This window comes from Luteibacter sp. (assembly GCF_036500425.1).
Taxonomy (GTDB): Bacteria; Pseudomonadota; Gammaproteobacteria; order Xanthomonadales; family Rhodanobacteraceae; genus Luteibacter.
Genome location: NZ_DASYCB010000059.1, coordinates 22,956 through 49,566 on the forward strand (window position 1 = coordinate 22,956; position 26,611 = coordinate 49,566).

Consider the following 26,611-nt stretch of genomic DNA (forward strand, 5'->3'; position numbering starts at 1 on the left):
TTTATCGAAGGCTCGTGCGTTCGATGAGTTCGCAGGGGAAGAGCTTGCTGCGGGGCACGGCGTTGGCGTCTTCGACCCAGGCGGCGATGCGTTCGATGGCGTGGAGGATCATGGCGCGGATCGGCTGCCGGACCGTAGTCAGCGAATACGCGGCCCACGCGGCGAGCGGCATATCATCGAAGCCGACGACGCTGATCTGCCCAGGCACGTCCACGCCGCGTTCGCGGCAGGCGTCCATCGCGCCCATGGCGAGGACGTCATCGCCGCAGAACACACCGTCGATCAATGCATCGTCGTCCAGCAGTGCCAGCATCGCATCACGACCGTGGTCGTGCGTGTAGTTGCCGGCGAACACCGTGCGGCGCAGCGCCTTGCCCGCGGCCTCGGCAAAACCATTGGCGCGGTCGATCGAAGACGCGTCATGCGGCGAGCCACCGAGGAATACGAGCTTCTTCAGCCCGCGCTGGCGCATGGTCTCGCCGACTAGCCTCCCACCCGCCACGTTATCCACTGTCGCCACCGGCACGGGCGAACCCCGCCCTGCCCTTCCGAACACGTGGATCACCGGCATGCCCGCCGCCCGACAAGAGGCCGCGAAGCCGGCAGGCGGTGCCGAGGTGGCGATCAGTACGGCATCGACGCTGTACTGACGCATCATGTCCAGCGCCTGGCTGCCATCCTCGTCTTCGCCCAGGTTCGCCAGCAGCGGCCGTAACCCACGGGCCTGGAGCTCGCGGGTGAACAGATCGAACACCTCCATGAAGGTGGGGTTCGCGAAATGGTTGGAGACCAGACCGATCAGCGCGGTGCGGCCAGTCATCAGGCTGCGCGCCAGCTGGTTCGGGCGGTAGCCAAGCGACTCCGCCGCAGCCAGCACCTTCTCCTTCGTCTTCGCCGACACACTGGCGCCCGGCGTGAACGTGCGCGAAACCGCCGAGATCGAAACCCCGGCAAGTTCGGCGACATCACGGGCGGTGGTGGTGCGGCTGTGCATGGACTAAGCGTAACCCATACCCAGCCCCGACAACCCAACAAAAAAGGGCCGGGGAAATCCCCGGCCCTTTCATGTCACGGCGTCACATCAACTCACTTGATGGTCTTCGCGTCCTGCTTGTCCTTCAGCGCCGAGCACAGGAGGATTTCCTCGCTGGTCTGGGCGAGGCCGCGTTCGGCGCCGCTGACCTGGCCCATGCGCGGCTTGAAGAACGCGCTGAGGCGGTCGGCTTCGGCCTTGGAGCAACCACCCTTCGCACCCAGTGCCGGGAGCTTGCCACCGGCGAAGCTGCCAGTGCGGGCGACGATCTTGTCGTAGTTCGTGGTGAACCACTGCCACAGTTCGTCACGCGACTTTTCGCTATCGCGACCGCCAGCCAGCACCATCGCCATCTCACCGACCTTCACGTCCTTGCTGAGGGCAAAGTCGCGGGCCTTGTTGGCGACAGCGGCATCATTCGCATCGCCCAGCGCCACGAGCATCGCATTGCGCTTGGCCGGGTCAGACGTCTTCGGCACTTCGGCGATCAGCGCGTCGACGGCGGCTGCACCGTGCTCCTGCACCGATACGCCCAAGGCAGTGGCAAGCAGGTCGGGGTCAGCGGCGTCGAGGTCGAGGCGGCCATCCTTCAGCGTCAGCGCGGCATCGCCCTGCTTCAGCATCTCAGCGCGCACGTCCTTGTCCGCGATGTCCTTGTCGGCAAGAAAGGCGACGAGCGCATTGCGGGTGAGCGTGTCGTTGTCCTTCTCACCGGCCTTCTTGCGATAGCCCAGCGACGCCAGCCTCGGCTTGTACGCGTCGATGGCCCACTTGCGCAGTACGGCGCGCTGGGTGTCAGTGGTGGCTTCGTGGTCCATGATCCAGGTGAACGCGCCCATCGGTGCGGTGAACACTTCGCGGGTGTTCGCCGCGGTGATCGGCTTCAGCGCGGCGAGCACGTCGCCGGCGTCGAGGTCACCGTGCTGGAAGCCGGCGCGCACGGCATCGGCATAGGCCAGCTGCTCGGCGTCGGTCAGCTTGCCGACCACCTTGGCCAGGTTGGCGAGGTCCGCCTTGCTCTCGGCGAAGCGGTAGTAACCGCGCCCGTCGGCGTTCGGCATCACCCAGGTGTTCTTCGCGGCGCCGTCGAGCACGATGCTGCCTTCAGCGGCATCGAAGATCTCGCACTTCACCTTGTCGCCGCTGGCGACGGCGTAGCGCACGCACATCGGCACGCCCCACACGCGGTTCGCATCACCGGTGCTGCCGAGCGGCAGGTAACGGCTCTGCTTCACGTGCAGCACGGTCTTGCCGCCTTCCGTCTTCACTTCGGTCGTCACATACGGCACGCCGGACTGGTCGAGGAAGCTGTTGAACGCCTTCTTGAACTGCTCGCCCTGGCCCGCGGCTTCGGCGATCGAATCGACGAGATCGTCGGCGGTCGCGTTGGCGAACTTGTGTTTCTGGATGTAGGCACGCATGCCCTTCTGGAACACGGGCTCTGTCACGAAGCCTTCGAACATGCCGAGTACGGCCGCACCCTTCTGGTACGTGATGCCGTCGAACGCGGTTTCGATATCGCCGTTGCCGGTGATTTCCTGGCGGATCTTGCGCGCGCTGACCAGGCTGTCGTTGGTCATCGCGCCCTGGGCGCCGCGGACGCGGTCAAGATCGGCGCGATATTCCGGGTGCACCTTCTGCGTCACCTTCTGCTGCATCCAGGTGGCGAACGCTTCGTTCAGCCACAGGTCGTTCCACCACGCCATGGTGACGGTGTCGCCGGTCCATTGGTGGGCCAGCTCATGCGCGTTGACGTTGAACGAACCACGCACATAATTTGCGGCCGAATCCGGATCGATCAGCAGCAGCCAGTCGCGGAAGGTGACCAGGCCCGCGTTTTCCATCGCGCCTGCGCTGAAGTCCGGCGCGGCGAGCAGGTCGAGCTTGTCGAACGGGTAGCCGAAGCCGTAGTAATCCTCGAGCGTGTGGATGATCGAGTTGGTTTCACCCAGCACGTGCTGCATGCGGTGGCCTTCACCCTTCGCAGCGATGCCGCGCAGCGGGGTGGCCGTGGTGCGGTACTGGGTGGGGCTGATATCCGGGCCCTTCACCACATCCCACGGGCCGACGGCGAAAGCGACCAGGTAGGTCGGCAGCGGCTTGGTGGTGGAGAAGGTCAGGGTCTTCCAGCCAGCGCCTGCCTTTTCTTCCTTCACCTGCGCGGTGTTCGCCACGCCCTGATCGTCAGCCGGGATGGTGAGGCTCAAGTCATACGTGGTCTTGAAACGCGGCTCGTCGAAGCCGGGGAACGCGTAACGGGCCGAGACCGGCTCCATCTGCGTCATGGCGTACGGCACGCCCTCGTGCGAGACCTTGTACAGGCCCTGCAGCTGCTTGTTCAGCGGCGCGGTGAAGTCGATCGCGACCGTGATCTCGCCGTCGAGCTTAGCGCCGAGGTCGAGGCGGGCGACGCCTTCCTTCTCGGCCGCCACGGTGTACTTGCCGTTGTGCTTCTTGCCGGCGGCGTCGGTGACGACGACCTTGGAGACCTTCAGCTCCTTACCGTGGATCCAGACGAAATCAGACGGCTGGGTGAGCTTGAGCTTGATCGTGGTCGAGCCGGAGTAGTTCTCCTGCTTCGGGTCCACCTTGAAAGCGAGCTTGTAGCTTTCCGGCTGGGCCCAGTCCGGGAGGTGACCAAGCGGCGGCGCGGCGTCCGTGCCGGCGGCAAACGCGGCGCCACAGCAAGCGGCGAGCGCGGTGAGAAGAAGAGGACGGACGATACGGCGCATGTGGGTGGGGTCCCTGTGGAAAATCCCGCCCATCGTGCGTAGAGGGGTGACCTTTGACCCAGTGCCGGAAGGCACCCCTTCCGTACTGCACCGCGTCACATCTCGACGATGGGCTTGAACCCGCCCCAGAACATCCGCTTGCCGTCGAACGGCATGTTCTTCGGGTCCATGAACTTTGCAAGCCGTGGATCTTCCATGACTTTTTTCATGATCCGGTCGCGGTCGCGGCGGTTCTTGTAGACGACCCACGCGAAGATCACGGTTTCGCCGGGCTTGAGCTTCACGGACTGAGGAAAGGAGGTGGACTTGCCAGGCTTGACGTCGTCCGCCACCGCTTCCGTGTAGGAGAGTGCCCCGTGGTCCATCCAGACCTTGGCGCCCAGGCGGGCCATCTTCTTGTACTCGGCCAGGTTGGCCTCGGGTACGGGCAGAACGAAACCATCGACGTAGCTCATGGCACACCCTCCGCGTGTTGGTCGGCGGAGCATGGTCCTGACTTGGGTAAGGCCTCGTTAAGACGATCGCACGCAAGCGCGCTCCTACAAAAGACCTGCGCGGGCCGGTGTAGGAGCGCGCTTGCGCGCGATAGGTGTTGCGGCGGAGCTACGAAGTTACTCAGCCAGCAGCATCAGCCTGGTCGAGCACCACGGCGACCGCATGGATCACCGAGGCGATGCGCACGGCGCTCTGGATGCCCTGCACGGTGACACCACCTTCGCGCAGCACCCTGTCATGCGAATCGATGCACATGCCGCAACCGTTCACGGCAGACACGGCCAGCGAGACCAGTTCGAAGTCGTTCTTCGCATCGCCCTTGTAAGCGCCGATCACGTTCATGCGCAGCTTGGCCGGCATGGTTTCGTACTCGGGGTGCGAGACCAGGTGCTGGAAGCGGTAATAGATGTTGTTCATGCCCATGATCGCGGCCGAACCCTTGGCGGCGGTCAGCTGCTCGGCCGTGGCGTGCTCGGCGGCGAACGCGGCGACGGCTTCGGTCAGCGGCTTGAAGCGCGCGGCGTAGGCCGAACCCAGCGCGATCATGGCGATCTGCGCCTTGTTCAGGCCAGGGGCGCCGGCTTCGCTCAGCACGGAATCGAGGTTGAGCTTGAGGTCCTTGGCGTATTCGGGCAGCTGGCTGCGCAGGTCGGCAATGCTCATCGGTGTGCTCCTGATCGTAATTAAAGGACAAAGGGAAAGAGGGTCGCGGAATGGCTCGGCGCGGGAGCACCGGTTCACGCGGGGCACGCGGGGTGCGTGCCGGGGGAATAGGGGGCGTAGCAGAGGGTTGTGTAGGAGCGTGCTTGCACGCGATGGGTGCTTGCGCAGACCCCCAATCGCGCGCAAGCGCGCTCCTACACGAGTTGCCCGCGCCGCGCGGGGAGGGAGCGATGCGGCGCGGGACTTTTAACGCTAAGGCTTAAGCGACCTTGAGGGTCTCTTCGCCGGCCTTCCAATTGCAGGCGCACAGCTCGTCGGTCTGCAGGGCGTCGAGGACGCGCAGCACTTCGTCCGGGTTACGGCCGACCGAACCGGCGGTGACGTAAGCGAACTGAATCTCGCCGTTCGGATCGACCAGGAAGGTCGCGCGCTGGGCGACGCCGTCGTTGGTCAGGATGCCGAGAGCCGAGGTGAGCTCCTTCTTGATATCCGCCAGCATCGGGAACTTGAGGTCCTTCAGGTCGGCGTGGTCCATGCGCCATGCGCGGTGGACGAACTCGCTGTCGGTCGAGGCGGCCAGGATCTGGCAGTCACGGTCGGCAAACTGCTCATTGAGGTCGCTGAAACCCTTGATCTCGGTCGGGCAGACAAAGGTGAAGTCCTTCGGGTAGAAGAACACCAGCTTCCACTTACCTTCGTACGACTTGTCGGAGATCGTGGTGAACGCGTCTTCGATCTTGTTGGCCAGCGGGCCACCGTCGACGGCCAGGAGGTTGAATTCGGGGAACTTATCGCCAATGGTCAGCATGGATCGACTCTCCAGAGTGAGGGTTGGTTTACAAGGGTTGCCCGCCTGGGGAAGCGAGCGATGAAGCAAGGTTAACGAAGGGGGACATATATCTCAAATCGATTGTAGGCATGAATGTGATAGTCTATGGCTATCGCAACACCTCTCGAGACCGTCCCGTGAACCTTCGAGACTTATCCTATCTGGTCGCCCTGGCCGAGCACCGCCATTTCGGCCGGGCCGCCGAAGCCAGCTTTGTCAGCCAGCCCACGCTCTCCACCCAGATCAAGAAGCTGGAGGATGAGCTGGGGGTCGCGTTGGTCGAACGGACACCGCGCAAGGTGTTACTGACCGAGACCGGCCGCGAGATCGCCCGTCGCGCCCGGGGCGTGCTTTCCCAGGTCGAAGAGATCAAGGCGATCGCGCAGCGCACGCGGGATCCGGAATCGGGCACGATCCGGCTGGGCATCTTCCCCACCCTGGGACCGTACCTGCTGCCGCATGTGATCCCGCACCTCCGTGAGCGATTCCCACGCCTGGAGTTACTGCTGCGCGAAGAAAAAACCGAGCAGGTGCTGCACATGCTGCGCGAGGGCACCCTGGATGCCGGCATCCTCGCGCTGCCGGTCCACGACGACTCCCTGCATACCGAATTCCTGTTCGAGGAGCCGTTCGTGCTCGCCGTACCAAGCGGCCACGCGCTGGCGGGGCACCGCCGCCTGCGCATGGACGACCTCGCCGAGCAGAACCTGCTCCTGCTGGAGGATGGCCACTGCCTGCGGGACCAGGCGCTCGAGGTCTGCCACCTGGCCGGCGCCGGCGAAAAGACCGGTTTCCGCGCCACGAGCCTGGAGACGCTGCGCCAGATGGTCTCGGCCAATGTGGGCATCACCCTGCTCCCGACCCTGGCGGTGAAGCCACCTGTCGCGCAATCGCCCAACGTACAGCTCATCGAGTTCGAGGAACCCGCACCCAGCCGACGCATCGCCATGCTCTGGCGTAAGAGCTCGGCCATGACGCCGTTCTTCGAGGCCCTCGCCGAGGTGATGCGGGATATCCCATCCGAACTCTTCAGCGCGCAGGGTTGTGCCACCGGTCAACCGGGGCGGCCGTCAACCGTTGCCTCCCCGACACCCTGACGGTTTTCGCTGATGCGTTCATGGCTCGTCGTCCTGCTGCTGGTGCTGTGTAGCTGGGGCGGCTACAACTGGTGGCGACATAGGCCGGTGCACAATGCGCCAGGCATTGTCGCGGGCGATGTGCCGGACCAGGAGGACATCCGCCGCGGCACGGAGCTGGGCCGCGGCCGTTTCAAACTCGAACCCAGGGCGAAATTCGCGATGACCGGGCGCGTGCTTTCGCGCGAGGACTACCAGCTCGATGACCTGGCGCCGATCGCACCGACGGATCTTGCGATGGGTTGGGGCCGCATGTCAGATGCCTCTGTCCTGGACAAGATCCGCATCTCGCAGTCGAACCGGTTCTATTTCTGGTACACCGACCACTTCCCGATCCCACGCCACGAGATCGAGGATTCCAGCGCCAACATGCACATGATCCCGGCCAACGACACCGCCGCGGCCCAGCTGCGCGATGTACGCCAGGGCGAGGTGGTCCACTTCGAAGGTTTTCTCGTCGATGTGAAGCGCGACGACGGCTGGCACTGGGACACTTCGCTCACCCGCGAGGACACCGGTGCCGGCGGCTGCGAAATCGTGCTCGTGGAAAGCATTACCGAAGAGCGTCCGGGGCAACCGGTCAGTAAGTAACCAGCGCGTGCAATGGCGTCACGCTGGCCCAGCGCGCGCGCCCGTTCAGGCCACCCAGCTCGATCGCCACGCTCGCGCCCATCACCTCGGCGCCGAGGCGTTCGACCAGACGGCGCCCGGCATCCAGTGTCCCGCCGGTCGCCAGCACATCATCGACGATGAGCACGCGCTCGCCGGGTTTCAGGGCATCCGTACCGATTTCCAGCCGATCCAGCCCGTATTCCAGGCCGTAATCCATGCCTACCACCGGCGGCGGCAATTTGCCGGCCTTGCGTAGCGGCACGAAACCGGCGGCAAGCGACTGGGCCATAGCAGCGCCGAAAATGAACCCGCGCGACTCAATACCGCATACGGCGCCAATGCCTTGCCCGCGCCACGGGCCGCACAGCGCCTCGATGCACTCGGCGAAGGCAGCGGCATCGGCCAGCAGTGGGGTGATGTCCTTGAACATGATGCCCGGCCGCGGGAAATCCGGGACGTCGCGGACAAGGTCGAAAATGGCCTGCATGGGTCGTTCCTGTAGGGGAGTGCCGGCTTTCAGGCCGGCAGGATACCGGCGTCGAAGTCACCTTCTGCCGCCGCGGCGCGCGCCTCGGCCAGCCTGGCATCCACGGAGCGGACGATACCTTCGGCGGCTTCCACCGCGCTGTCGGGCACCATCACGGCCACCAGGCCCATGACGGGGAGTTCGCCCATGGCGCCGGTCAGGTACTCGCCGGATATGAATGCGGGGATCCCCGCCTGCTCCAGCGCATCCCGCACGAGATGGGCATCGATAAGGCTCTGGGCGTGGTAAACGATCCGCATGGGGGCAAGCTACCCGGCCCACGGCGCCACGGCAAGCATCCCGCGCGCAGGGAAGGTAAACTCACATGTTTGTGCCGCACCCACAGCAGAGCCACCCCACGATGTCGACCGAAACACCCATCCTGCAGCAGCATTTCATCCGCCAGATCGTCCGCGACGACCTGGCCTCCGGCAAGCACACGGTGATCCACACGCGCTTCCCGCCGGAGCCGAACGGCTACCTGCACCTGGGGCACGCCAAGTCCATCTGCCTGAACTTCGGCCTGGCCGGGGAGTTCGCCGGTACCTGCAACCTGCGCTTCGACGACACCAATCCGTCGAAAGAGGACGTGGAATACGTCGAAGCGATCCAGCGCGACGTGAAGTGGCTGGGTTTTGAATGGGCCGAACTGCGCCACGCTTCGGATTACTTCGAGGTGTTCTATCGCGCGGCGCTCAAGCTGATCCGCCTGGGCGTGGCCTATGTGGATGATCTCTCCGCCGACGAAGTGCGCGAGTACCGCGGCACGTTGACCGAACCGGGCCGTAATTCGCCGCACCGCGACCGTTCGGTGGAAGAAAACCTCGACCTGTTCCAGCGCATGCGCGCCGGCGAGTTCGCCGATGGCAGCAAGACCCTGCGCGCGAAGATGGACATGGCCTCGGGCAATATCAACCTGCGCGACCCGGCGCTGTACCGGATCCGCAAGGTGCACCACCAGAACACCGGTGACGCATGGCCGATCTACCCGATGTATGACTTCGCGCATTCGCTCTCCGATGCGGTCGAAGGCATCACGCACTCGCTGTGCACGCTGGAATTCGAAGACCACCGCCCGCTATACGATTGGTGCGTCGACAAGGTCGACCTGGCCAATGACCCGCAGCTGTGGGAATCGCTGGTCGCCGCCGGCCTGCCGACCGTGCCGAGCAAGCCCCGCCAGATCGAGTTCTCGCGCGGCAACCTCAATTACACGGTGATGAGCAAGCGCAAGCTGATCACCCTGGTCACGGAAAACCTGGTCGATGGCTGGGATGATCCGCGCATGCCGACGATCGCCGGCGTGCGTCGCCGTGGCTTTACCCCGGCTGGCATCCGCCTGTTCTGGGAGCGTGTCGGCGTAAGCAAGCAGAACAGCACGATCGACATGAGCGTACTGGAAGGCTGCATCCGCGAAGATCTCGACGCGAAGGCGCCGCGCCGCCTTGCCGTGATCGATCCGGTGAAACTCACCATCACCAACCTTCCCGCCGATCACGCCGAGACACTGACCTTCTCGAACCACCCGAAGGATGAGAGCTTTGGTACGCGCAACGTGCCGTTCTCGCCCTCGCTGTGGATCGAGCGCGAAGACTTCGCCGAAGTGCCGCCGAAGGGCTTCCACCGCCTGAAGCCGGAAGGCGAAGTGCGCCTGCGCGGCATCGGCATCGTCCGGTGCGATGAAGTGGTGAAGGATGACGCCGGCGAAGTCATCGAGCTGCGTTGCACCCTCGATCTTGAATCGCGCTCCGGCCTGCCGGGTGCCGATCGCAAGGTCAAGGGCACCATCCATTGGGTAAGCGCACGTGATGCCGTGCCGGCCGTGGTGCGCCTTTACGATCGCCTGTTCGACGTGACCGATCCGGATGACGACACCGACGGCAAGACCTACAAGGATCACCTGAGCCCGGAATCGCGCCGCGTCGTGCACGGCTATGTGGAACCGGCCGCTGCGGGTCTCGCGCGCGAAGACCGCGTGCAGTTCGAGCGTCTTGGCTTCTTCGTTGCCGATATGCACGACCACACGCACGATGCCCCGGTCTTCAACCGCGTGGTGACCTTGCGCGATTCATGGGCGAAGCAGGGCTGATGTTGTACGCACAGGTTCATCTCACCCTGCCCGCCTGGGTCCACGATTTCGTCGATGCCTCCAAGAGTTATGAAGGCGACGAGGCCAAGGTCAGGCTCTCGATCGAGCTCTCGGCACGCAATGTCGATAGCGTCACCGGTGGCCCGTTCGGTGCGGTGGTGTTTGACGGCAACGACCGCATCGCGGCCGTGGGCGTGAACCGCGTGGTGCCACATAGCTGTTCCGTGGCGCACGCGGAGATGATGGCGTACATGCTGGCCCAGCAACGCCTGCAACGCTTCCGCCTAAACGAAGATGGCAGCCATTTCACCCTTGCCACCAGCTCGCAGCCCTGCTGCCAGTGCTACGGCGCGACGGTGTGGGCCGGTGTGGATACGCTGTTGATTGGCGCGCGCGCCAGCGACGTGGAAGAACTCACCACGTTTGATGAAGGCCCGCTGCCCACCGACTGGATAGGCGAACTGGAGCGCCGCGGCATCGCCGTGCGCCGCGATATCCTGCGTGACGATGCACGCAAAGTGCTGCGCCACTATGGCGAGATCGGCGCCACCTACTAAGGCACAGGGCGACGGCCGGCGCGCATGGCGCGCCGCCTTGCCGCTTGTTCTACTGGTTGTCCTCGGCATCGCGGTCATCGCCAGCGGCGTCCTCGAAAACGTCGACGCATCGCACCTCGTGAAGGGTGAAGGCTCGGTGCGCGCCTTCGTGGAAGCGAATCCCCTGCTCTCCCGCCTCGCTTTCACCGTCGCCCTCGCGCTGGCCATCGCCACCGGCGTGCCAGGTACGATCGTGCTGGTGCTGGCTGGCGGCCTGCTGTTTGGCACCCTGGAGGGCACGCTGTTCGGGTCGGTCGCGCTCGTCGTCGGCTCGGTCGCCCTGTACGCGGCGGGCCGGCACGCGTTTTCCGCCGGCACGCGCCAGCCTCCCGCCTTCGCCGAACGCTTGCGCGAGCGCTACCAACGGCACCCGGTGCGGCACACCTTCGCCTTACGCTTTGTTCCGATCGTCCCGCTCGGCGCCATGACGCTCGCGCTTGCATGGGTAGGCTGCCCGCTCTGGCTTTTCGTGGCAGCGACCTGGGTCGGCGGGACGGTGTCGATCGCCGTGGAAAGTGCGATCGGCGCCGGCCTGGCCGATACGCTGGGCCAGGGTCCGGTGACTGCATCCCACCTGGCCAACGCGCGTCTTCTCGTACCACTCGCCTTGTTCCTGCTCATCTCGACCCTGCCCGCGCTACTGAAGGCATGGCAAGGACGCCGCCGGAACTGACGCCCGGCGCGGCAAACTGCGCTAGGCTAATGGCTCGCGCCGGCCCGGGCGGCGCCAGGGGACAGGCATGCGGGATGGATCGGCTTCATGGCTTGAAAAGGTATGGCGGCGCACATCGCTTGTGCAGCGCCTGACCTGCGTTGCGCTCGCCCCTACCGCAATCAGCGCGGTCCTGCTCGTCACGCTGCTCACTCGTCACCAGATGGATACGCTGCACGAGATGGGCCGCTCCACCGCGGACGCCATCGCCCAGCAGGCCGCCACCGTCTCCGGCGAGGCCCTGCGCAGCGAGCAGCGCCGCGAACTGGGCCGCATCGCCCAATCCATCGTGCAGCTTCCGCAGGTATCCCGCGTACGCATCGCCGATCGCGATGGTGAGATCCTGGCGGATCGCGTGAACGGTTCGGTCGAGGACGACGACAACCTCACGGTGTCACGCGATGTGCTCGATCCGGTCAGCCACCGCGTGGTCGGTGCGGTCACCGTGGATGTCAGCGTGGAGGACGCGGTCGCCGCGCAGCGCGCCAGCGTCCATAACGCACTTATCTGGTTATCGCTGAGCCTGCTCATCGCCATCATGATCGGCTGGTCGGCCGCGCGGTGGATGAGCGCGCCGCTGCGCAACCTCGCGATCGCCGTGCGCCAGCTCGGCCTCGGCGACCGTACGGTGGTGGTGCCGGTTACCGACGACACGGAAATCGGCGATCTGCAGCGCGGTTTCAACGGCGCCGCGTCCAAGCTGCTGCACGCGCAGATCGGCATGGAACGCGAAATCGCGACGGCCACCGACGAACTGGCCCGCAAGAACGCAGCGCTGGAAGCCGCCAGCGTGGCCAAGGCACGCTTCCTCGCCGCGGCATCGCACGACCTTCGCCAGCCCCTGTATGCGTTGACGCTGTTCTCGTCCGGCCTGGCGGTGGATGAATTCGATCCGGTACGGCTGAATCGTATCGCGCACATCCAGGAATGCGTCGAGTCGCTGGACCACCTGTTCAGCGAGCTGCTCGACCTTTCGAGACTGGATACCGGTGCCATGAAGGCCGTGCCGCGCGATGTGGCGCTGGACGAAGTGTTTGAAGAGGTGAGCGTCAACTTCCGCATGGTGGCCGAACAGCACGACCTGCGCCTGGTCGTGCGCACCACCGGGGCCTGGGTACGCACCGATCGCACGATGCTCGCCCGCATCCTCAACAACCTGGTGAGCAACGCGCTTCGCTATACGCGCTGTGGTGGCGTACTCGTGGGTGCCCGCCGGCGTGACGACGGCACGGTACGCATCGATGTATGGGATACCGGCCTGGGCATCCCGCGTGAACACCTGGAACACATCTTCGATGAGTTCTACCGGATCGAAAGTGGTCCGGAAGCCGGGCGTCCCGAGGGAACCCGGCGCGGGCTCGGCCTGGGTCTCTCTACCGTGCAGCGCCTCTCCGTCTTGCTTGGCACGAAAGCCACGGTGATATCGCGGCCCGGGAAGGGCAGTGTTTTCTCGATCACCCTGCCCGAGGTGGCCGCCAACCCCATGCCGGAACCGGCGCCGTCGCCGGCACCCGAACCTGGCGTGCAGCGCGATGTGGCCGGCATGCGCGTGCTGGTGATTGATGATGAGCCAAGCATCCTGGCGGGCATCAGTTACCTGCTGGGTAGCTGGGGGTGCGAGGTGATGACCGCCGAGGATGCCCAGCAGGCGATGGAGGCCGTGCACCTGTGGATGCAGCCGCCCGACCTGGTCATCTCCGACCTGCGCCTGCGCGAGGGCACCGGCCTGGATGTGCTGGCCCTGCTCGACCGCTACTACCGGCGCCGGCCGGGCGACCCACCACCCTTTGCCCGGGTGTTGATCACCGGCGAAACCCGCAGCGACTTCCTCGCCAGCGTGGACACCACAACCACGCAGGTCCTGTACAAGCCGGTCTCACCCGAACGGCTCCACGATGTAATGGTTTCCGCGTGGTCTGTCCATCATGCAGCCGTCTGAGGCAAATGGCCTGCTTGCCGCCGGGAGCCGGGAGGGCTATGGTCCTTTGAACGGGGATGCTCGTGGCAGTGCGGGCGGAGGAGTGGCATGCGAGTTCTGATCGCGGACGATCATCGTCTGATCATCGAGGGCGTGAAGCTGAAGCTTCGCGAGCTGGGTGATGACGTCGATTTCGTCGAGGCTGAAACGGTGGCGTCACTACGCGCCCAACTTAACAAGAAGCCCCTGCCCGATATCGCGCTGATCGATATGGCCATGCCTGGCGCCGATGGTGTCCAGCACATCAAGGATGCGGTCGCGGCGCTGAAGGAACCGTCTGACGAGGGCGAGGGCCTTCCGGTCGACCGTGCCCGTCCCGTCATCGTGCTTTCCGGCACCGAAGATCCCGCGGCCATCCGGCACGTTCTGGACCTGGGTGTGCAGGGCTATATCCCCAAATCGTCCCCCCCGGATGTCATTCTGAACGCCGTACGCCTGGTGGTCGGTGGCGGCATCTACGTGCCGCCCGAGGCCATGAAGGCGGCTTCAGCCAGCCCCATGCTCCCAGCGTTTGCCACGGCCGGCGGCGATGGCCTGACCACCAAGGAGCGCCTGGCGACGGTACTGACGGATCGCCAGATCGACGTCCTCAAGCTGCTTGCCAAGGGCCGGCCAAACAAGCTGATCGCCCGTGAACTCGGCATCAGCGAGGGCACGGTCAAGATCCACCTCGCGGCGATTTTCCGGGCACTGCATGTGCGCAACCGGCTTGAGGCCCTCGTGGCTGCACAGCACCTCGGGGACTGACACACAGGACACGCTTTTGCCATGGTGCCGGCGTAAGCTGGCGCCCGGGCAGGCAGGGAGCGCCGGGGGACGGTACGTCACACGACGCGAGGCGGTCGCATGCGGGCAGGCAGTGCGGGCACGACCAAGGGGTATGTTCGCAGCTGGCTCGCCGCCATGCTGCTGGCATGGCTAAGCCTGCATCCTGGTGTTGCCTGCGCTGGCGGCACCGATATCGATCCGAACGCCCCGCTGACCTTTGGCATCCTCCCTATCGGGGGGCCCGCGGAGTCGCTTGAAGCCTGGCGACCCATGCTCGATGACCTGCACACAGCCCTTGGCCGCCCCGTTCGGGCGGTATCCGTCACCACGTATGAAGGCATTGCCCAGGCCATCAGCGAGCAGCGTGTGGATATCGCATTCCTCTCCGGCCGCCTCGCCCTCGATGCCGTACTGGGGCAGAACATGCAAGTGATCGGCCAGCTCACCCGTGGTGACGGCTCAAAGGGTTATTACGCCGTGCTGCTGGTGGCTGCCGATTCGCGCATCGCTAACCTGGACCAGCTGTTCGCCAAGCCCGGGCAGTGGCGTTTCGCGCGCGGCGAGGCGCTCTCGGTGTCGGGCTACCTGGTCCCCGAAACGCAGCTGTTCGCAGCGCGCGGCGTGGATTCCGACACCTTCTTTGCCAAGGTGCACGTCGATAACCACCAGAACAATGCGCTGGCCGTGGCCAATGGCGAAGCTGACGTCGCCACGAACAACACCGCCGATCTCGAGCGCTTCCAGCAGCACTTCCCGGATCAGTACGCCCGCTTGCGCGTGTTGTGGAAATCCTCGCTGATCCCGCATGCCGTCATCGTCATCCGCAATGACCTGCCCGCACCGCTGCGCGAGAAGGTGGCGTCGTTCATCACGGAATACGGCAAGGGAAAGGATGGGCCGCGCCAGGAAGCCAATCTGAAGCTCATCCACGACATCAGCGGCTTCGCGCCCGCAAGTAACGCGTGCCTCGTGCCGTTCGCCGATATCGAATACACCCTTGAAAAGCGCCGCGCGACCACGGCGCAGTGGGTAAGCGAGAACGCGCGCGAAGCGCGTTTCAAGAAAATCCAGACCGATCACGATGGCCTGGTCGCGCGCCTGCGTGGCAAATAGGCCATCGGCCGAAAGGCATACGCCGCCTGTCTTAGCTCCCCTTGTCTATCGCGCCACGCCCGGGTGTTTCATAGATTCGTCATGAGTTCCTCCCCGAGGCCGCTGCATGATCGTGTCTACCACCCCGCCCGGACGGTCCATGCCGTCGAGCGAGCACCAGGTCCGCAAGGGCTTGCTGCCGATGGTGGCGATTGCGCTCGCGCTTACCGGGACCTTGGGCATCATGCACCTCCGGGGCATCACGCAGGAATCGCGCAATGTGGCGCGCATCCAGGCCGTGCGCCTGGCCGGCGTGATTACACCGAACTCGGGAGACGATGCGATACGTGACGCGCTCGCGCGCACGCTCTCGCGCAGTTCGCCAACCGTGCTCGTGATCCTCCACCGCAATGAAGGCACCGATGTGGTGCTGGATAGCGGGCGTCCGTTGCACACGGGGCAAAAGTTGCGCGTCAGCGTGGCGACACCGTTGGGCGAGCTTGAGACGGTCTCGGATGCATCGGCGCTGCGCGAGCGGCGGCTGGCCGCCCTTTTGATGGTGCTCTTGCTGGGCACGGGCATTATCGCGGTCTATCTCGCCAGCAAACGGGTCGTGGAGCGCGAACACACCGATGCCTTCGATGCCATGGATAGCGTGAAGGCACGAATCGACGCTGATCTTCGCGCGCGAAAAGATCGCGGACTGGGTGATACGGAATCGCTGGAACTTGCCGTCGGACGCCTTCTCGGCGAACTGCGTGAGTTGCGCAGCCGGCATGACGCGGCGCTGGCCGATGCGTTCCGCCAGCGCATGCAGGAAATGGCCCGGCAAACCCGCTTCATCGAGCAGGTCGGCGACCATTTTCGACAGCCGCTGCAGGCGCTCTCGCTCTTCGTCGGCGGTATGCAGCCTGGCGATGATCTGCGCCAGCGTGCCGTCCAGGGGCAGATGCGTACGAACGTCACGCGGCTCAACGAACTGCTGGAAGGGCTGCTTGACCTGGCCAGGTTTGACGCGGGTGCGATCGAGCCCGCCAGCAACGACGTGGTCGCTGCCGACCTGTTCGTACGCGAGCGTGATGCCATTGCCAACGATGCCGAGCGGCTCAGCGTGGATATCCACTGGCGCGGCGGTCGCCTACCGGTGCGTAGTGATGCCAACCTGCTCGGCGAACTGATTCACCGGCTGGTCTCCAACGCGGTCATCAGCACCCCACATGGCCGTGTCCTCGTGGCCATGCGCCGCCGTGGCGATGCCGTGCGTCTGGAGGTGCGCGACAATGGCATGGGCCTGGAGTCCCGACAGCAGGAACGGCTTTTCGAAGACTTCACCCGCCTGCCCGGCCACCCCGGTTACGGGCTGGGTCTGGCAGTGGCCCGGCGTATCGCCGACCTGCTCGGCGGCACGATCGGCGTACGCTCCAGCCCAGGCCGCGGGACGCTGTTCTGGGTGCAACTCGAGGGTGCGGCGGCCAGCTCCGCGCCCCGGCAGGTGTCGAGGCTAAGCCACCACACGGCGATGTGAAAACGCGAGCCTGACCCCTGTGTTTCGTGCAGGGACCGGGGTACGCTTGCGCCACTGAAACCAAGCTTCCGGGGATACGGTCGTGGCGAGCGTCAACTGGTCGGATACCGCCCCGGTAGTGGCGTTCCTTGGTGTGTTCGCCGGTGCGATCGGCCTGCCCGTCCCCGCCATGCCCACCCTCATCGTTGTCGGCAGCACGCTGGTGCTGGCCCGCGATCCCATCCTGATCCTGGCAACGTTCGCGGCCGCGCTCGCGGGCGCCTTCGCGGGCGATACGGCCTGGTTCCTCACCGGCCGGCGCTATGGCTACCGGGTGCTGGATAGCCTGTGCCGGATCTCGCTGTCGCCGGATACGTGCGTGCGCCGCGCCAGCGGGTTCTTCGAGAAGCGCGGGGTAAAGTTGCTGCTGGTGTCGCGCTTCATCCCGGGCCTCTCGCTCGTGGCTATACCGATCGCGGGGGCCGGCGACACCCGGTTCAGTCGCTTCACGGTGTACGACCTCGTGGGCGCGGCCCTGTGGATCTCGGTGGGACTTTCGGTCGGCATGCTGTTTTACCGGCAGATCGATGCGGTGCTGGCCCTGCTGAAACAGTTCGGTGTTGGCCTGGTGACCCTGGCAGCTATCACCCTGGTCGTGTGGATCACCTTCCGCTACATCCGCCGCACGCTGCTGATCGCCAGGTTGCGCAAGAGCCGCATTTCCGTGGATGAGCTGGCGATCCTGCTGGCTAATGACCCGGGCGCGCTCATCGTCGATGTGCGCAGCATGTCCAACCGCCGGGACGACCCGTTCGTCATCCCGGGTTCGCAGCTATTCGACCTGAGCACGGCCAGCGCCGACCTCGCCACCCTGCCCCGTGATACGTCGGTAGTGATCTATTGTTCGTGCCCGAACGAGGTTTCGGCCGCCAAGGTGGCCGAACGGCTCTCCAAGCTGGGTTTCGCCAATGTCCGGCCGCTGACCGGCGGGATCACCGCCTGGCGCGATGCCGGGCGTGACGTCGAAGCGATTGTTCTGGCCACCTGAACGGCGCTTGGGTTGTGCCACCCCGCCCCGCACACTAAACTAGTCGGCTACGTGCGCATGGGTCGTTAGCTCAGTCGGTAGAGCAGCGGACTTTTAATCCGTAGGTCGACGGTTCGAGTCCGTCACGACCCACCACGTGCGCCATGCTTCCGCTTCCCCTACAGCACGTATCGGCATTGCCGCGTCGATGTTGGTCACGATTCTCATCCTCGCGACCACCCTGAGCGGGTAACGTAGCGACTCCCTAAGTCACGGAGTTCGCCAGATGAGTCGCCACCCTTCGTCTCCCTTGCTCTCGCCCTGCCACGCACCGGGTGAGCTGGCGACGCGCGCCGAGCTACAGGCGCTCTCCACGAAGTTCGATGATCGCTTCGCAAACCTTGAGCTGCGCATCGATGCACGCTTCACGAAATTGGAGGATCGTATCGACGAGCGCTTCACCCGCATCGACGAGCGCTTCACCCGCATCGATGATCGCTTCACTCGCGTCGAAGAGTCCATTGCAAGTATCGCGCAGTCGCTTTCACGGCTTGAGGAAAAGGTCGCGCATGGCGCCTCGAAGGCGTGGGTCCTGGGTGGGAGTGGGGGCGTTCTTCTTGCCATCCTTGGGGTGGCGTGGTGGCTGTTGCAGCCCTATGTGGCCACGATGATGCGCATCGCGTCCGGATCCGGCGCGTGATGTGGCGGACACAGCGTTTGACGCGGCGGCGTACCTATCATCGGGGCTAAACGTACCGCGTCGAATCCGGCACACCGGCCTTTGCAAACCCTTCCGCACGCAGGCGGCAGGCATCGCAGTGGCCACATGCACGGCCTTGCGCATCGGCCCGGTAGCAGCTGACGGTTTCCGAGAAGTCGACGCCAAGGCGGACGCCTTCGGTGACGATGTCGCCCTTGCCCATCTGCATGAGCGGTGCGTGGATGCGGATACCTGCACCTTCGACGCCGGCCTTCGTCGCGACATTGGCGAGCGTCTGGAACGCATCGATGAAAGCGGGGCGGCAATCCGGGTAACCGGAGTAGTCCACTGCGTTGACGCCGCAGAAGATATCGTTGGAGCCGAGCACTTCGGCCCAACCCAGCGCGATCGAAAGCATGATGGTGTTGCGTGCCGGCACGTAGGTGACCGGGATGCCCTCGCCGCCGTCTTCCGGTACATCGATGTCAGCCGTGAGGGCCGAGCCGCCGATGGTGCGGAGGTCGACGTGAACGGTCTTGTGCGCCACGGCGCCGAGCATCTTCGACACGCGCTCCGACGCTTCCAGTTCAGAGCTATGCCGCTGGCCATAAGCCACGCTAAGCGCATACACGTCGAAGCCCTGTTCGCGGGCCATCGCGATCGTGACGGCGGAATCCATGCCGCCCGAAACGAGGATGACGGCCTTGCAGGAGGAGTTCGAAGCGTTCATGCGGGTACCTTGATCGGGAATCAGCGGCCCTGGGCGTCGTTCCACAGCAGCTTGTGTAGCTGGAGCTGGAAACGCACGGGCAGGCGTTCGGCGAGGATCCATTCGGCGAGCTCACGCGGGCCGACCTTGCCCCACACCGGGGAGAACAGCACCATCGCCTTGCTGTCCAGGCCGTGTTCGCGGACAACGTCACGCGACCATTCAAAATCGCCACGGCTGGCGATCACGAACTTCACCTGGTCGTGTGGCAGCAGGTGATCGAGGTTGGACCAAAGATTGCGGGCGCTTTCGCCCGAATCAGGCGCCTTGAGGTCCATGACCTTGCGCACGCGCGGGTCGACCTGCGAGACATCAAGCGCGCCGGAGGTTTCCAGCGAAACCTCGTGGCCGGCATCGCACAGCTTGCGCATCAGGATATGGCAGCGTTTCTGCGCGAGCGGCTCGCCGCCGGTCACGCAGACATGCTTCGCACCATGGCTGGCGACCTCGGCGACGATCGCGTCGATGTCGTGCCACTGGCCGCCGTGGAACGAGTATTCGGTATCGCACCACACGCAACGCAGCGGGCAGCCGGTGAGGCGCACGAAGACGGTGGGCCAGCCGATGGCATCGGCCTCACCCTGCACGGAGTGGAAGATCTCGGTGATCCGCAGGCGCTCCGCGACGGCAGCGGCCGGCGGAACATCCGCCGGAATTGCGGTGTTACCGTTCATGGGCTCAGTTGGCCGTCTGGCGCTGCAGACGGCGCAGGCGTTCCTGGGCGAGGCCAGCGGCCTTGGTGCCGGGATACTTTGTCGTCACCTGCTTGAGCGTGGCGACGGCAGCATCCTGCTGCTTGAGTTCGATCTGGCAATAACCCACCTTGAGCAGGCCATCGGAGACCTTGTCGCTCTGCGGGTAATTCTTGACCAGACGCTGGAAGGCCTCGATAGCCACCTGATAATTCATCGTGACGTAGTACGACTCGCCCAGCCAGTAATAGGCGTTAGGCGCGAGCTGGCTATCCGGGTACTTCACGAGGAAGTCGCGGAAGCCGCGTGACGCCGTGACGTAGTCGCCGCCACGCAGCGATTTGAACGCAGCATCGTACGCGGCTTGTTCGGCCGGCGACGCGGCGCCCGGGTTGTTGCCGCCTGCGCTCGCGGCGGGTGCCGGGGCAGCTGCCTGCGGAGCACCTGCGGCGGGCGCGGCCTGTTGCGGTGCCTGGCCGGAAGCTGCGGCCGGCTGGCCGGCGGGCGCACCACCCTTTTCAACACGACCCAGCCGCGAATCGACATCCGCGTACTGCGCCTTCTGGGAATCCTGGAGTTGCTGGTTCTGGTGCTGCAGCTCTTCGATCTGACCCTGGAGCTGGGCCACCTGCTGCTGCAGGTCATTGACCTGGTTCACCAGTTGCGTCGTACCCGAATTGGCCTGGTTCTGCTGCTCGAGCCGCGCGACGCGATCGGCGAGGCTTAGGCGATCCTGAGCCGGGGCCACAGACGCAAAAAGCGTGGCGGACGCGATTGCGCCCGCCACGCCAAGCCTGGCCATGAAACATTTAGCCAGAGACTTCTTCATTACTTCGCGGTGTAGACGATCTCAACGCGACGGTTCTTGGCCCAGCAATCCTCGTTATGCTCCTTGCAGGTCGGCTTTTCCTTGCCGTACGAGGTGACATTGACCTGGCCAGCCGAACCACCAGCAGCCTGGAGGGCGCTGGAGACGGCATTGCCACGGCGCTCGCCGAGACCCAGGTTGTACTCGCGGGTGCCGCGCTCGTCGGTGTTACCCTCGAGGGTCATGGCCGACTGCGGACGATCCTGCAGGTACTTGGCGTGGCAAGCGATGATCTGCTGGAATTCCGGCTTCACGTCGTTCTTGTCGAAATCGAAGTACACGACGCGCTGACGCAGGCAGGCATCGGTATCGAGATCCGACGGCTGGTACTTGCCATCGTTGGTCGGGGCCTGGGTCGTGGCGACCGGCTGCTGTTCCGGCATCGGAGCCGGCTTGGTGTTCTTCTTGGCGCACGCGGCCGCGCCCACGCAGAGCAGAGCGGCCAGGGTGACGGTAACGGTCTTATTCATGGGACGTTCCTTCAACAGTTGAGTTCCGACAGTCTTTTTTGGTTTCGGGACAGACACCGCCGGTTGACCGGCTGTTTTTGTACTTGCTTCCACGTAGACGGGGCGCTGTCCCGCACCCTACGCCTTCGCTCCGTCGGCCGCCTTGGGGGGCGACCACCGGGTGTTCCTTTATTCTATCGCCCGCAGGAAAGGCGCGGACTTAGCCGCGCCCTGCCCCGGACGGTGTTGATGTCGCAGCCCTGACGGGCGCGCCATCAACGCTGTCGGTACGGTCCCCAGGACGGTTCGCGCACGTCGCCATCCGATAGGACAAGACGCTGACGCACGAGGCCATCCGCCGAAACCGCATACAGGACGCCACGCGTACCCTGCGATGCGGCATAAAGCAGCATGCTTGCGTTGGGCGCGAAGCTGGGCGAATCGTCCACGTTACCCGGGGAAACGAAGCGCACCTGCCCGCCCAGACTGCGGTCCATGATAGCGATACGATACACGTTCCCGTTGCCCTGCACCATCGCAATCTGCTTGCCATCGAAGCTGACCGAGGCGCTGGCGTTGAAGCCGCCCTGGAAAGTGAGGCGCTGGGCGTTACCGCCCGAGATCGAGGTCTGGTACAGCTGGGGCTTGCCGGAGCGATCCGAGGTGAAGATCAGGCTCTGGCCGTCCGCCGTAAAGGTGGGCTCGGTATCGATCGCGAAGTTGTTGGTCACCCGGGTTTCGGCGTGGCTGGCGACATCGATGATAAAGATCTCCGGGTTACCCACGTAGGACAGGCTCACCGCGAGCTTGCTGCCGTCCGGCGACCAGGCCGGGGCGGAGTTGATGCCCTTGGGGTGTGCGGCGATCAAGCTACGCGAACCGGTGGAGATGTTTTGCACATAGACGGCCGAATTGCCGCTTTCGAACGACACGTAGGCGATCTTGCTGCCATCCGGCGACCACGCCGGCGAGAGCAGCGACTCACGCGAACGGGCCACGACCTGCGGATTGAAGCCATCCGAGTCGGCGACGATCAGCGAATAGGTGGTGTTGTTACCCGTACCCACCGCGGTGACATAGGCAATGCGAGTCCAGAAAGCGCCGCGGACACCGGTGATCTTTTCATAGATCTGGTCGGCGATCTGGTGGGCGACGCCACGCAGGTCACCCGTGGGGGCGGTGAACGACTGGGCGAGCAGGCTCTGCTGGCGGTTCACGTCCCATAGTTCGTAATCCACCTTGACCATGCCGCCGCCCGCATCGCTGATGCGGCCGATCGTCAGGAAATCCTGCTTGAGCAGGCGCCAGGTGGCGAACTTGATGTCGGAACCCTGCGACGGGGTCTCGACGATATCCGCCTTGTCGAGCGAGCGGAACTTGCCCGAGCGGTTGAAATCGGCGCGGATCACGTCCGCCACATCGGTGGGCAGCGGGGCGCCACCAGCCTGCGCAAACGGCACCACCGCGATCGGGGTGGCCGTTTTGAGGCCGCCGACGATATCGACGTTGAGCGATTGCGCGGCGGCGGGGCCGGCCACGAAAGCGGCCATGGCCGCCAGAAGGAGAGCGAAGCGGGAAAGCGTTCTGCGCATGGGTGGGTTCATGGCCTGGCTGGGGACGTCGACGGAATCTTAACGTGTGGGCCGCGTTTAGCGTGACCCGTATCTGAACCGCCCCACCCGGCGACCGGGCGAGGCGGGCTACATCATTGCGGCCTGAACGTGAACGTGAGGTTGCGCTGGAACACGTCCTCGAAGCCCTGGTAGGGCAGCGGCTGGGCGCGCAGCACGGCGTTCTCGATCGACGCCTTGCCGGCCGCATCGTACGGGCAGCTCGCGTCGGCCTTGGCACTCAGCACCTGGCCGCCGGGGATCTGCACGATGTGGACCATGCAAGGTGCCGGGGGCGTGTTGTCCGGGCGCAGCCAGTTCGGCGTCACCGCGTTCTGGATCGCCGCGATGTACAAGGCCTGCTTGCTGTCATCCTTGCCGTTCTGGCCGGTCTGGGCCTTCTCGGCGAAGGGCAGGTTCTCGCGGCCATCGTCCTTGGCGTTCGCCAGGTCCTTCAGCTGCTGCTCGGCCTGCTTCTTCGAGGAATCCGCCTTTTTGGTCTGCGCCTTGGCGGCATCGAGCTGCTTGAAGATGTCGTCGATCTTCTTCTGCTGCTCTTTCTTCTTTTCTTCCTGCTGGGCGTCGAGTTCGGCCTGGCGCTGGCGCTGCTTTTCTTCCTGCAGCTTCTTCGCGTCTTCAGCCTTCTGCACGGCATCGTCGACGACCTTTTCCTGGTCGACCACGTCAGGTTGCTTGGGCGGCGGTGGCAAGGTCGGCACCGGCACCTTCTCCTTGGGGGGAGTCGGGGTCGGGGTGACCGGCGGAGGCGGCGTGGAATCCGGCACCGGCTTGGCCTTGGTCGCCTTGGGTGGCGGGGCGCCCGTGGGGCCAACGATCGTCGCCTCGATGATTTCGCCCGGCAGCATGATCGGCGCCGGGCACTTCATCGGGTTCCATTCCGCAGGCACGCCGATGGCCTCGGCCCACTTTTCGTAGTCCGTGCAGGGGATCACCGCGATGGCCAGGAAGGCCACGATGCCCAGGTGCAGTAGCGCGGCCAGGACGACCGCGCGCGGCGTACCGTTACGGTTTTCCATTCGGCGCGGACTGGGGCTGGCTCATGAGGCCGATCTTGGAGACGCCAGCGGCCTGGAGGATCGGGAGGATCTGGTAGACCTTGCCGTAGCCCACGCGCGCATCGCCCGCGAGGAGCACCTGCAGCTCGGGGTTGGCATCGTGGAAGGCCGTGATCTTTTTGGTGAAATCATCGACGCTGACCGGCTCGCGCTTGGTCCCGTTGGCGGTCAGGTAAATCTGCCCCTGCTCGTCCACGGAGACGACGATCGGATCTTTCTTGTCCTGCAGGGACTTGGCATTGGTCTGCGGGAGCTGGATGTCGACGCCGAGGTTCATCATGGGCGTGGTGACCATGAAGATGATCAGCAGCACGAGCATCACGTCGATGTACGGCACGACGTTGATCTCGGACTTCAGTTTCCGCTTTTGACGGTGGGTGTTACGCATGGCCATGGCGGCGGGCTCAGGCGACGTCGTCGGCGTGGATCTGACGCTGCAGCACCGAGGAGAACTCTTCCTGGAAGACCTCGTAGCGCGATGCCACACGTTCGACCTTGGTGGCGAAGCGGTTGTACGCCCACACGGCCGGGATGGCGGCGAACAGGCCCATGGCGGTGGCGATCAGGGCTTCGGAAATGTGCGGAGCGACCACGGAGATGGTCACGTCCTTCATTTCGCCCAGGCCCTGGAAGGCGCCCATGATGCCCCACACGGTACCGAACAGGCCGATATACGGGCTGATCGAGCCGACGTTGGCGAGGAACTCGAGGTTCTGCTCGAGCTTGCCGATCTCACGGGTACCGGCCACGCGCATGGCGCGCTCGGTGCCTTCGGTGATGCGATCGGCATCGGAAACACGGCGCTGGCGCTGGCGGGCGAATTCGCGGAAGCCGGCTTCGAAGATATTCTCGATGCCGTGCTTGCCATCGCGATTGCCCACTTCGCGGAACAGGGCGGCCAGGTCGGCGCCCGACCAGAAACGGTCCTCGAACGCTTCCGCGTTGCTGTGGGCTTCTTTCAGCTGGCCGTACTTGCGGATGATGATCACCCACGACATGAACGAGAAGACCAGGAGCAGCAGCATCACGAGCTGCACGGGCAGGCTGGCTTCCATCACCAGCTTGAAAATATTAAGTCCACCGTTCATCGCTTGAAGGCTCTCCGCCGGGTATCTGGGGCTTGGTAATTAGGGGAATTCGGGGCGGAACAGATCCGGGGGAATCTGGGCCGGGCGCATCGAGTCGAGGTTGACGCATGCCGCGCGCACCGTGGCGCGTAACAGCGTGGTATCCCCCCGCACGATCTCCTGACCGAACAGCATACTTGCTGAACGCCGTTCTTTGACGGCCAGGGTGACCAGGAGTTCATCATCCAGACGGGCCGGGCGCAGGAACTCCAGGGTCATGTCCCGGACCACGAAGCCGAGGCCCGTGGTCTCGCGCAGGGCCAACTGGTCGATGCCCTGGGCACGTAGCCACTCGGTGCGCGCGCGCTCCATGAAGCGAACGTAATTGGCGTGGTAGACCACCCCACCGGCATCCGTATCTTCCCAGTAGATCCGCACGGGCCAGGAAAACAGGCTCACGGGGCGTCCTGGAACAGGTCGGGGGCGGCGGCCTGGCGGGGCGGCGGGTTCAGGCCCAGGTGACGCCAGGCCTTGGCCGAGGCCATCCGGCCACGGGCCGTGCGAATCAGGTAACCCTGCTGGATGAGGTAGGGCTCCACCACATCCTCCAGGGTGCCACGGTCCTCGCTGAGCGCGGCCGCGAGCGACTCGACGCCCACCGGGCCGCCTTCAAAACTCTCGATGATGGTGCTGAGCAGGCGGCGATCGAGGTCATCGAAGCCCTGTGCATCCACCTTCAACATATCCGTCGCCGCCCGGGCCAGTTCATGGGTGATGCGGCCATCGCCACGCACCTCGGCGTAATCACGGACGCGGCGCAACAGGCGGTTGGCGATACGCGGCGTGCCCCGCGAACGGCGGGCAATCTCGATCGCGCCCTCGAGGTCGCAGTCGATGCCGAAGATCTTCGCGGCGCGGCGCACTATCGCGGTCAGCTCGTCGACGCTATAGAACTCCAGGCGCTGGATGATGCCGAAACGATCGCGCAACGGGCCGGTGAGCAGGCCGGCGCGGGTGGTGGCACCGATCAGGGTAAACGGCGGCAGGTCCAGCTTGATCGAGCGCGCGGCCGGCCCCTCGCCGATCATGATGTCGATCTGGAAGTCTTCCATCGCCGGGTAGAGCACTTCCTCGACCACGGGCGAAAGGCGGTGGATCTCGTCCACGAAGAGGACGTCATTGGCCTCGAGGTTGGTCAGCAGCGCGGCCAGGTCACCGGCGCGCTCGAGGACGGGGCCCGAGGTGGAACGGACATTGACCCCGAGCTCATTGGCGATGACATGCGAGAGCGTGGTCTTGCCCAGGCCAGGCGGCCCGAAGATCAGGACATGGTCGAGCGCACCGCCGCGACGACGGGCGGCCTCGATATAGATGGCCATCTGTTCGCGCACCGTCTGCTGGCCGAGGTATTCGGCCAGGCGCTTCGGGCGGATGCTGGCTTCCAGCGCCTCGTCATCCATGGCGGCGGCGGAAGAGATGATGCGGTGCTCGGACATAGCGGCATTATGGCATGCCACGCCAGCCCGGATCGCGCGCAAGCGCGCTCCTACAGGTGCTATGGGGTCTTGCCGGGTCGCGCGCGAGCGCG

General features: G+C 64.9%; 28 protein-coding genes and 1 tRNA gene. 12 read left to right on the top strand and 17 right to left on the bottom strand.

Annotated features, from left to right (window positions below):
- Nucleotide 1: 1 nt before the first annotated feature.
- The 5 genes from VGN46_RS15025 to VGN46_RS15045 form a co-directional block, all read right to left on the bottom strand.
- Complete coding sequence (locus VGN46_RS15025) at nt 2-994, bottom strand: LacI family DNA-binding transcriptional regulator (RefSeq protein ID WP_331644608.1); 993 nt, start codon at nt 992-994, stop codon at nt 2-4.
- A gap of 92 nt (nt 995-1,086) precedes the next feature.
- Nucleotides 1,087-3,765, bottom strand: coding sequence for a M1 family metallopeptidase (locus tag VGN46_RS15030; RefSeq protein ID WP_331644610.1), 2,679 nt, complete (start codon nt 3,763-3,765; stop codon nt 1,087-1,089).
- Nucleotides 3,766-3,860: 95 nt separating this feature from the next.
- A complete protein-coding gene (locus VGN46_RS15035) occupies nt 3,861-4,220 on the bottom strand; it encodes a DUF1428 domain-containing protein (RefSeq protein WP_331644612.1) in 360 nt (119 codons plus the stop codon).
- 160 nt (nt 4,221-4,380) lie between these two features.
- The gene (locus VGN46_RS15040; protein ID WP_331644614.1) at nt 4,381-4,923 is read right to left on the bottom strand and encodes a carboxymuconolactone decarboxylase family protein; all 543 of its coding nucleotides are present in this window, start codon (nt 4,921-4,923) and stop codon (nt 4,381-4,383) included.
- Between the two features lie 259 nt (nt 4,924-5,182).
- Complete coding sequence (locus VGN46_RS15045; RefSeq protein WP_045830364.1) at nt 5,183-5,731, bottom strand: peroxiredoxin; 549 nt, start codon at nt 5,729-5,731, stop codon at nt 5,183-5,185.
- A gap of 158 nt (nt 5,732-5,889) precedes the next feature.
- Between VGN46_RS15045 and oxyR the strand changes: the two genes are divergently transcribed.
- Nucleotides 5,890-6,849, top strand: coding sequence for a DNA-binding transcriptional regulator OxyR (gene oxyR / locus VGN46_RS15050; RefSeq protein WP_331644618.1), 960 nt, complete (start codon nt 5,890-5,892; stop codon nt 6,847-6,849).
- A gap of 12 nt (nt 6,850-6,861) precedes the next feature.
- Entirely contained in the window at nt 6,862-7,479 is a 618-nt protein-coding gene (locus VGN46_RS15055) for a hypothetical protein (RefSeq protein WP_331644620.1), read from the top strand.
- Here VGN46_RS15055 and VGN46_RS15060 read toward each other — a convergent pair.
- Nucleotides 7,469-7,987, bottom strand: a complete 519-nt coding sequence (locus VGN46_RS15060) for an adenine phosphoribosyltransferase (protein ID WP_331644622.1) — start codon at nt 7,985-7,987, stop codon at nt 7,469-7,471. The two genes, VGN46_RS15055 and VGN46_RS15060, sit on opposite strands and share 11 nt — an antisense overlap.
- Before the next feature lie 29 nt (nt 7,988-8,016).
- Nucleotides 8,017-8,286 carry a DUF2007 domain-containing protein gene (locus tag VGN46_RS15065; protein WP_331644624.1) on the bottom strand — a complete coding sequence of 90 codons (270 nt, stop codon included), beginning with the start codon at nt 8,284-8,286 and terminating at the stop codon, nt 8,017-8,019.
- Nucleotides 8,287-8,387: 101 nt separating this feature from the next.
- Between VGN46_RS15065 and VGN46_RS15070 the strand changes: the two genes are divergently transcribed.
- The 10 genes from VGN46_RS15070 to VGN46_RS15115 all read left to right on the top strand — a co-directional run bounded on the left by VGN46_RS15070 (nt 8,388) and on the right by VGN46_RS15115 (nt 18,492).
- Nucleotides 8,388-10,115 carry a glutamine--tRNA ligase/YqeY domain fusion protein gene (locus VGN46_RS15070; RefSeq protein WP_331644685.1) on the top strand — a complete coding sequence of 576 codons (1,728 nt, stop codon included), beginning with the start codon at nt 8,388-8,390 and terminating at the stop codon, nt 10,113-10,115.
- Entirely contained in the window at nt 10,115-10,672 is a 558-nt protein-coding gene (locus VGN46_RS15075; protein ID WP_331644626.1) for a nucleoside deaminase, read from the top strand. The genes VGN46_RS15070 and VGN46_RS15075 overlap by 1 nt, the downstream gene beginning before the upstream one ends.
- 37 nt (nt 10,673-10,709) lie before the next feature.
- Nucleotides 10,710-11,384 (top strand): TVP38/TMEM64 family protein, encoded by a 675-nt coding sequence (locus VGN46_RS15080; RefSeq protein WP_331644628.1) that lies wholly within the window; start codon nt 10,710-10,712, stop codon nt 11,382-11,384.
- 121 nt (nt 11,385-11,505) lie between these two features.
- Nucleotides 11,506-13,362, top strand: coding sequence for a hybrid sensor histidine kinase/response regulator (locus tag VGN46_RS15085; RefSeq protein WP_331644630.1), 1,857 nt, complete (start codon nt 11,506-11,508; stop codon nt 13,360-13,362).
- Between the two features lie 87 nt (nt 13,363-13,449).
- The gene (locus VGN46_RS15090) at nt 13,450-14,148 is read left to right on the top strand and encodes a response regulator transcription factor (protein ID WP_331644632.1); all 699 of its coding nucleotides are present in this window, start codon (nt 13,450-13,452) and stop codon (nt 14,146-14,148) included.
- 99 nt (nt 14,149-14,247) lie between these two features.
- Complete coding sequence (gene phnD, locus VGN46_RS15095) at nt 14,248-15,282, top strand: phosphate/phosphite/phosphonate ABC transporter substrate-binding protein (protein ID WP_331644634.1); 1,035 nt, start codon at nt 14,248-14,250, stop codon at nt 15,280-15,282.
- 139 nt (nt 15,283-15,421) lie between these two features.
- Entirely contained in the window at nt 15,422-16,786 is a 1,365-nt protein-coding gene (locus VGN46_RS15100; protein ID WP_331644636.1) for a HAMP domain-containing sensor histidine kinase, read from the top strand.
- A gap of 82 nt (nt 16,787-16,868) precedes the next feature.
- The gene (locus VGN46_RS15105) at nt 16,869-17,813 is read left to right on the top strand and encodes a DedA family protein/thiosulfate sulfurtransferase GlpE (protein WP_331644638.1); all 945 of its coding nucleotides are present in this window, start codon (nt 16,869-16,871) and stop codon (nt 17,811-17,813) included.
- A gap of 59 nt (nt 17,814-17,872) precedes the next feature.
- Nucleotides 17,873-17,948, top strand: a tRNA-Lys gene (locus tag VGN46_RS15110).
- A 130-nt stretch (nt 17,949-18,078) separates the two neighbouring features.
- Complete coding sequence (locus VGN46_RS15115; protein WP_331644640.1) at nt 18,079-18,492, top strand: hypothetical protein; 414 nt, start codon at nt 18,079-18,081, stop codon at nt 18,490-18,492.
- 46 nt (nt 18,493-18,538) lie between these two features.
- On the opposite strand, the gene queC is transcribed toward VGN46_RS15115, so the two are convergent.
- The 10 genes from queC to ruvB all read right to left on the bottom strand — a co-directional run bounded on the left by queC (nt 18,539) and on the right by ruvB (nt 26,519).
- Nucleotides 18,539-19,222: a 7-cyano-7-deazaguanine synthase QueC gene (queC, locus tag VGN46_RS15120; protein WP_331644642.1), complete on the bottom strand. Its 684-nt coding sequence runs from the start codon at nt 19,220-19,222 to the stop codon at nt 18,539-18,541.
- A gap of 20 nt (nt 19,223-19,242) precedes the next feature.
- A complete protein-coding gene (gene queE, locus VGN46_RS15125; RefSeq protein ID WP_331644644.1) occupies nt 19,243-19,935 on the bottom strand; it encodes a 7-carboxy-7-deazaguanine synthase QueE in 693 nt (230 codons plus the stop codon).
- Between the two features lie 4 nt (nt 19,936-19,939).
- On the bottom strand, nt 19,940-20,782 hold the full coding sequence (gene ybgF, locus VGN46_RS15130; RefSeq protein ID WP_331644646.1) for a tol-pal system protein YbgF: 843 nt from the start codon (nt 20,780-20,782) through the stop codon (nt 19,940-19,942).
- Nucleotides 20,782-21,291 carry a peptidoglycan-associated lipoprotein Pal gene (gene pal, locus VGN46_RS15135; protein ID WP_331644648.1) on the bottom strand — a complete coding sequence of 170 codons (510 nt, stop codon included), beginning with the start codon at nt 21,289-21,291 and terminating at the stop codon, nt 20,782-20,784. Before pal ends, ybgF begins: the two co-directional genes overlap by 1 nt.
- Before the next feature lie 254 nt (nt 21,292-21,545).
- Complete coding sequence (gene tolB, locus VGN46_RS15140; RefSeq protein WP_331644650.1) at nt 21,546-22,862, bottom strand: Tol-Pal system beta propeller repeat protein TolB; 1,317 nt, start codon at nt 22,860-22,862, stop codon at nt 21,546-21,548.
- Nucleotides 22,863-22,975: 113 nt separating this feature from the next.
- Nucleotides 22,976-23,917, bottom strand: a complete 942-nt coding sequence (locus tag VGN46_RS15145) for a cell envelope integrity protein TolA (RefSeq protein ID WP_331644652.1) — start codon at nt 23,915-23,917, stop codon at nt 22,976-22,978.
- Nucleotides 23,904-24,344, bottom strand: a complete 441-nt coding sequence (gene tolR, locus VGN46_RS15150; protein WP_331644687.1) for a protein TolR — start codon at nt 24,342-24,344, stop codon at nt 23,904-23,906. Before tolR ends, VGN46_RS15145 begins: the two co-directional genes overlap by 14 nt.
- Before the next feature lie 16 nt (nt 24,345-24,360).
- On the bottom strand, nt 24,361-25,044 hold the full coding sequence (gene tolQ / locus VGN46_RS15155; protein WP_331644654.1) for a protein TolQ: 684 nt from the start codon (nt 25,042-25,044) through the stop codon (nt 24,361-24,363).
- A 39-nt stretch (nt 25,045-25,083) separates the two neighbouring features.
- Nucleotides 25,084-25,482 (bottom strand): tol-pal system-associated acyl-CoA thioesterase, encoded by a 399-nt coding sequence (gene ybgC / locus VGN46_RS15160; RefSeq protein WP_331644656.1) that lies wholly within the window; start codon nt 25,480-25,482, stop codon nt 25,084-25,086.
- Nucleotides 25,479-26,519 carry a Holliday junction branch migration DNA helicase RuvB gene (gene ruvB, locus VGN46_RS15165; protein ID WP_331644658.1) on the bottom strand — a complete coding sequence of 347 codons (1,041 nt, stop codon included), beginning with the start codon at nt 26,517-26,519 and terminating at the stop codon, nt 25,479-25,481. The genes ybgC and ruvB overlap by 4 nt, the downstream gene beginning before the upstream one ends.
- Nucleotides 26,520-26,611: the final 92 nt, after the last annotated feature.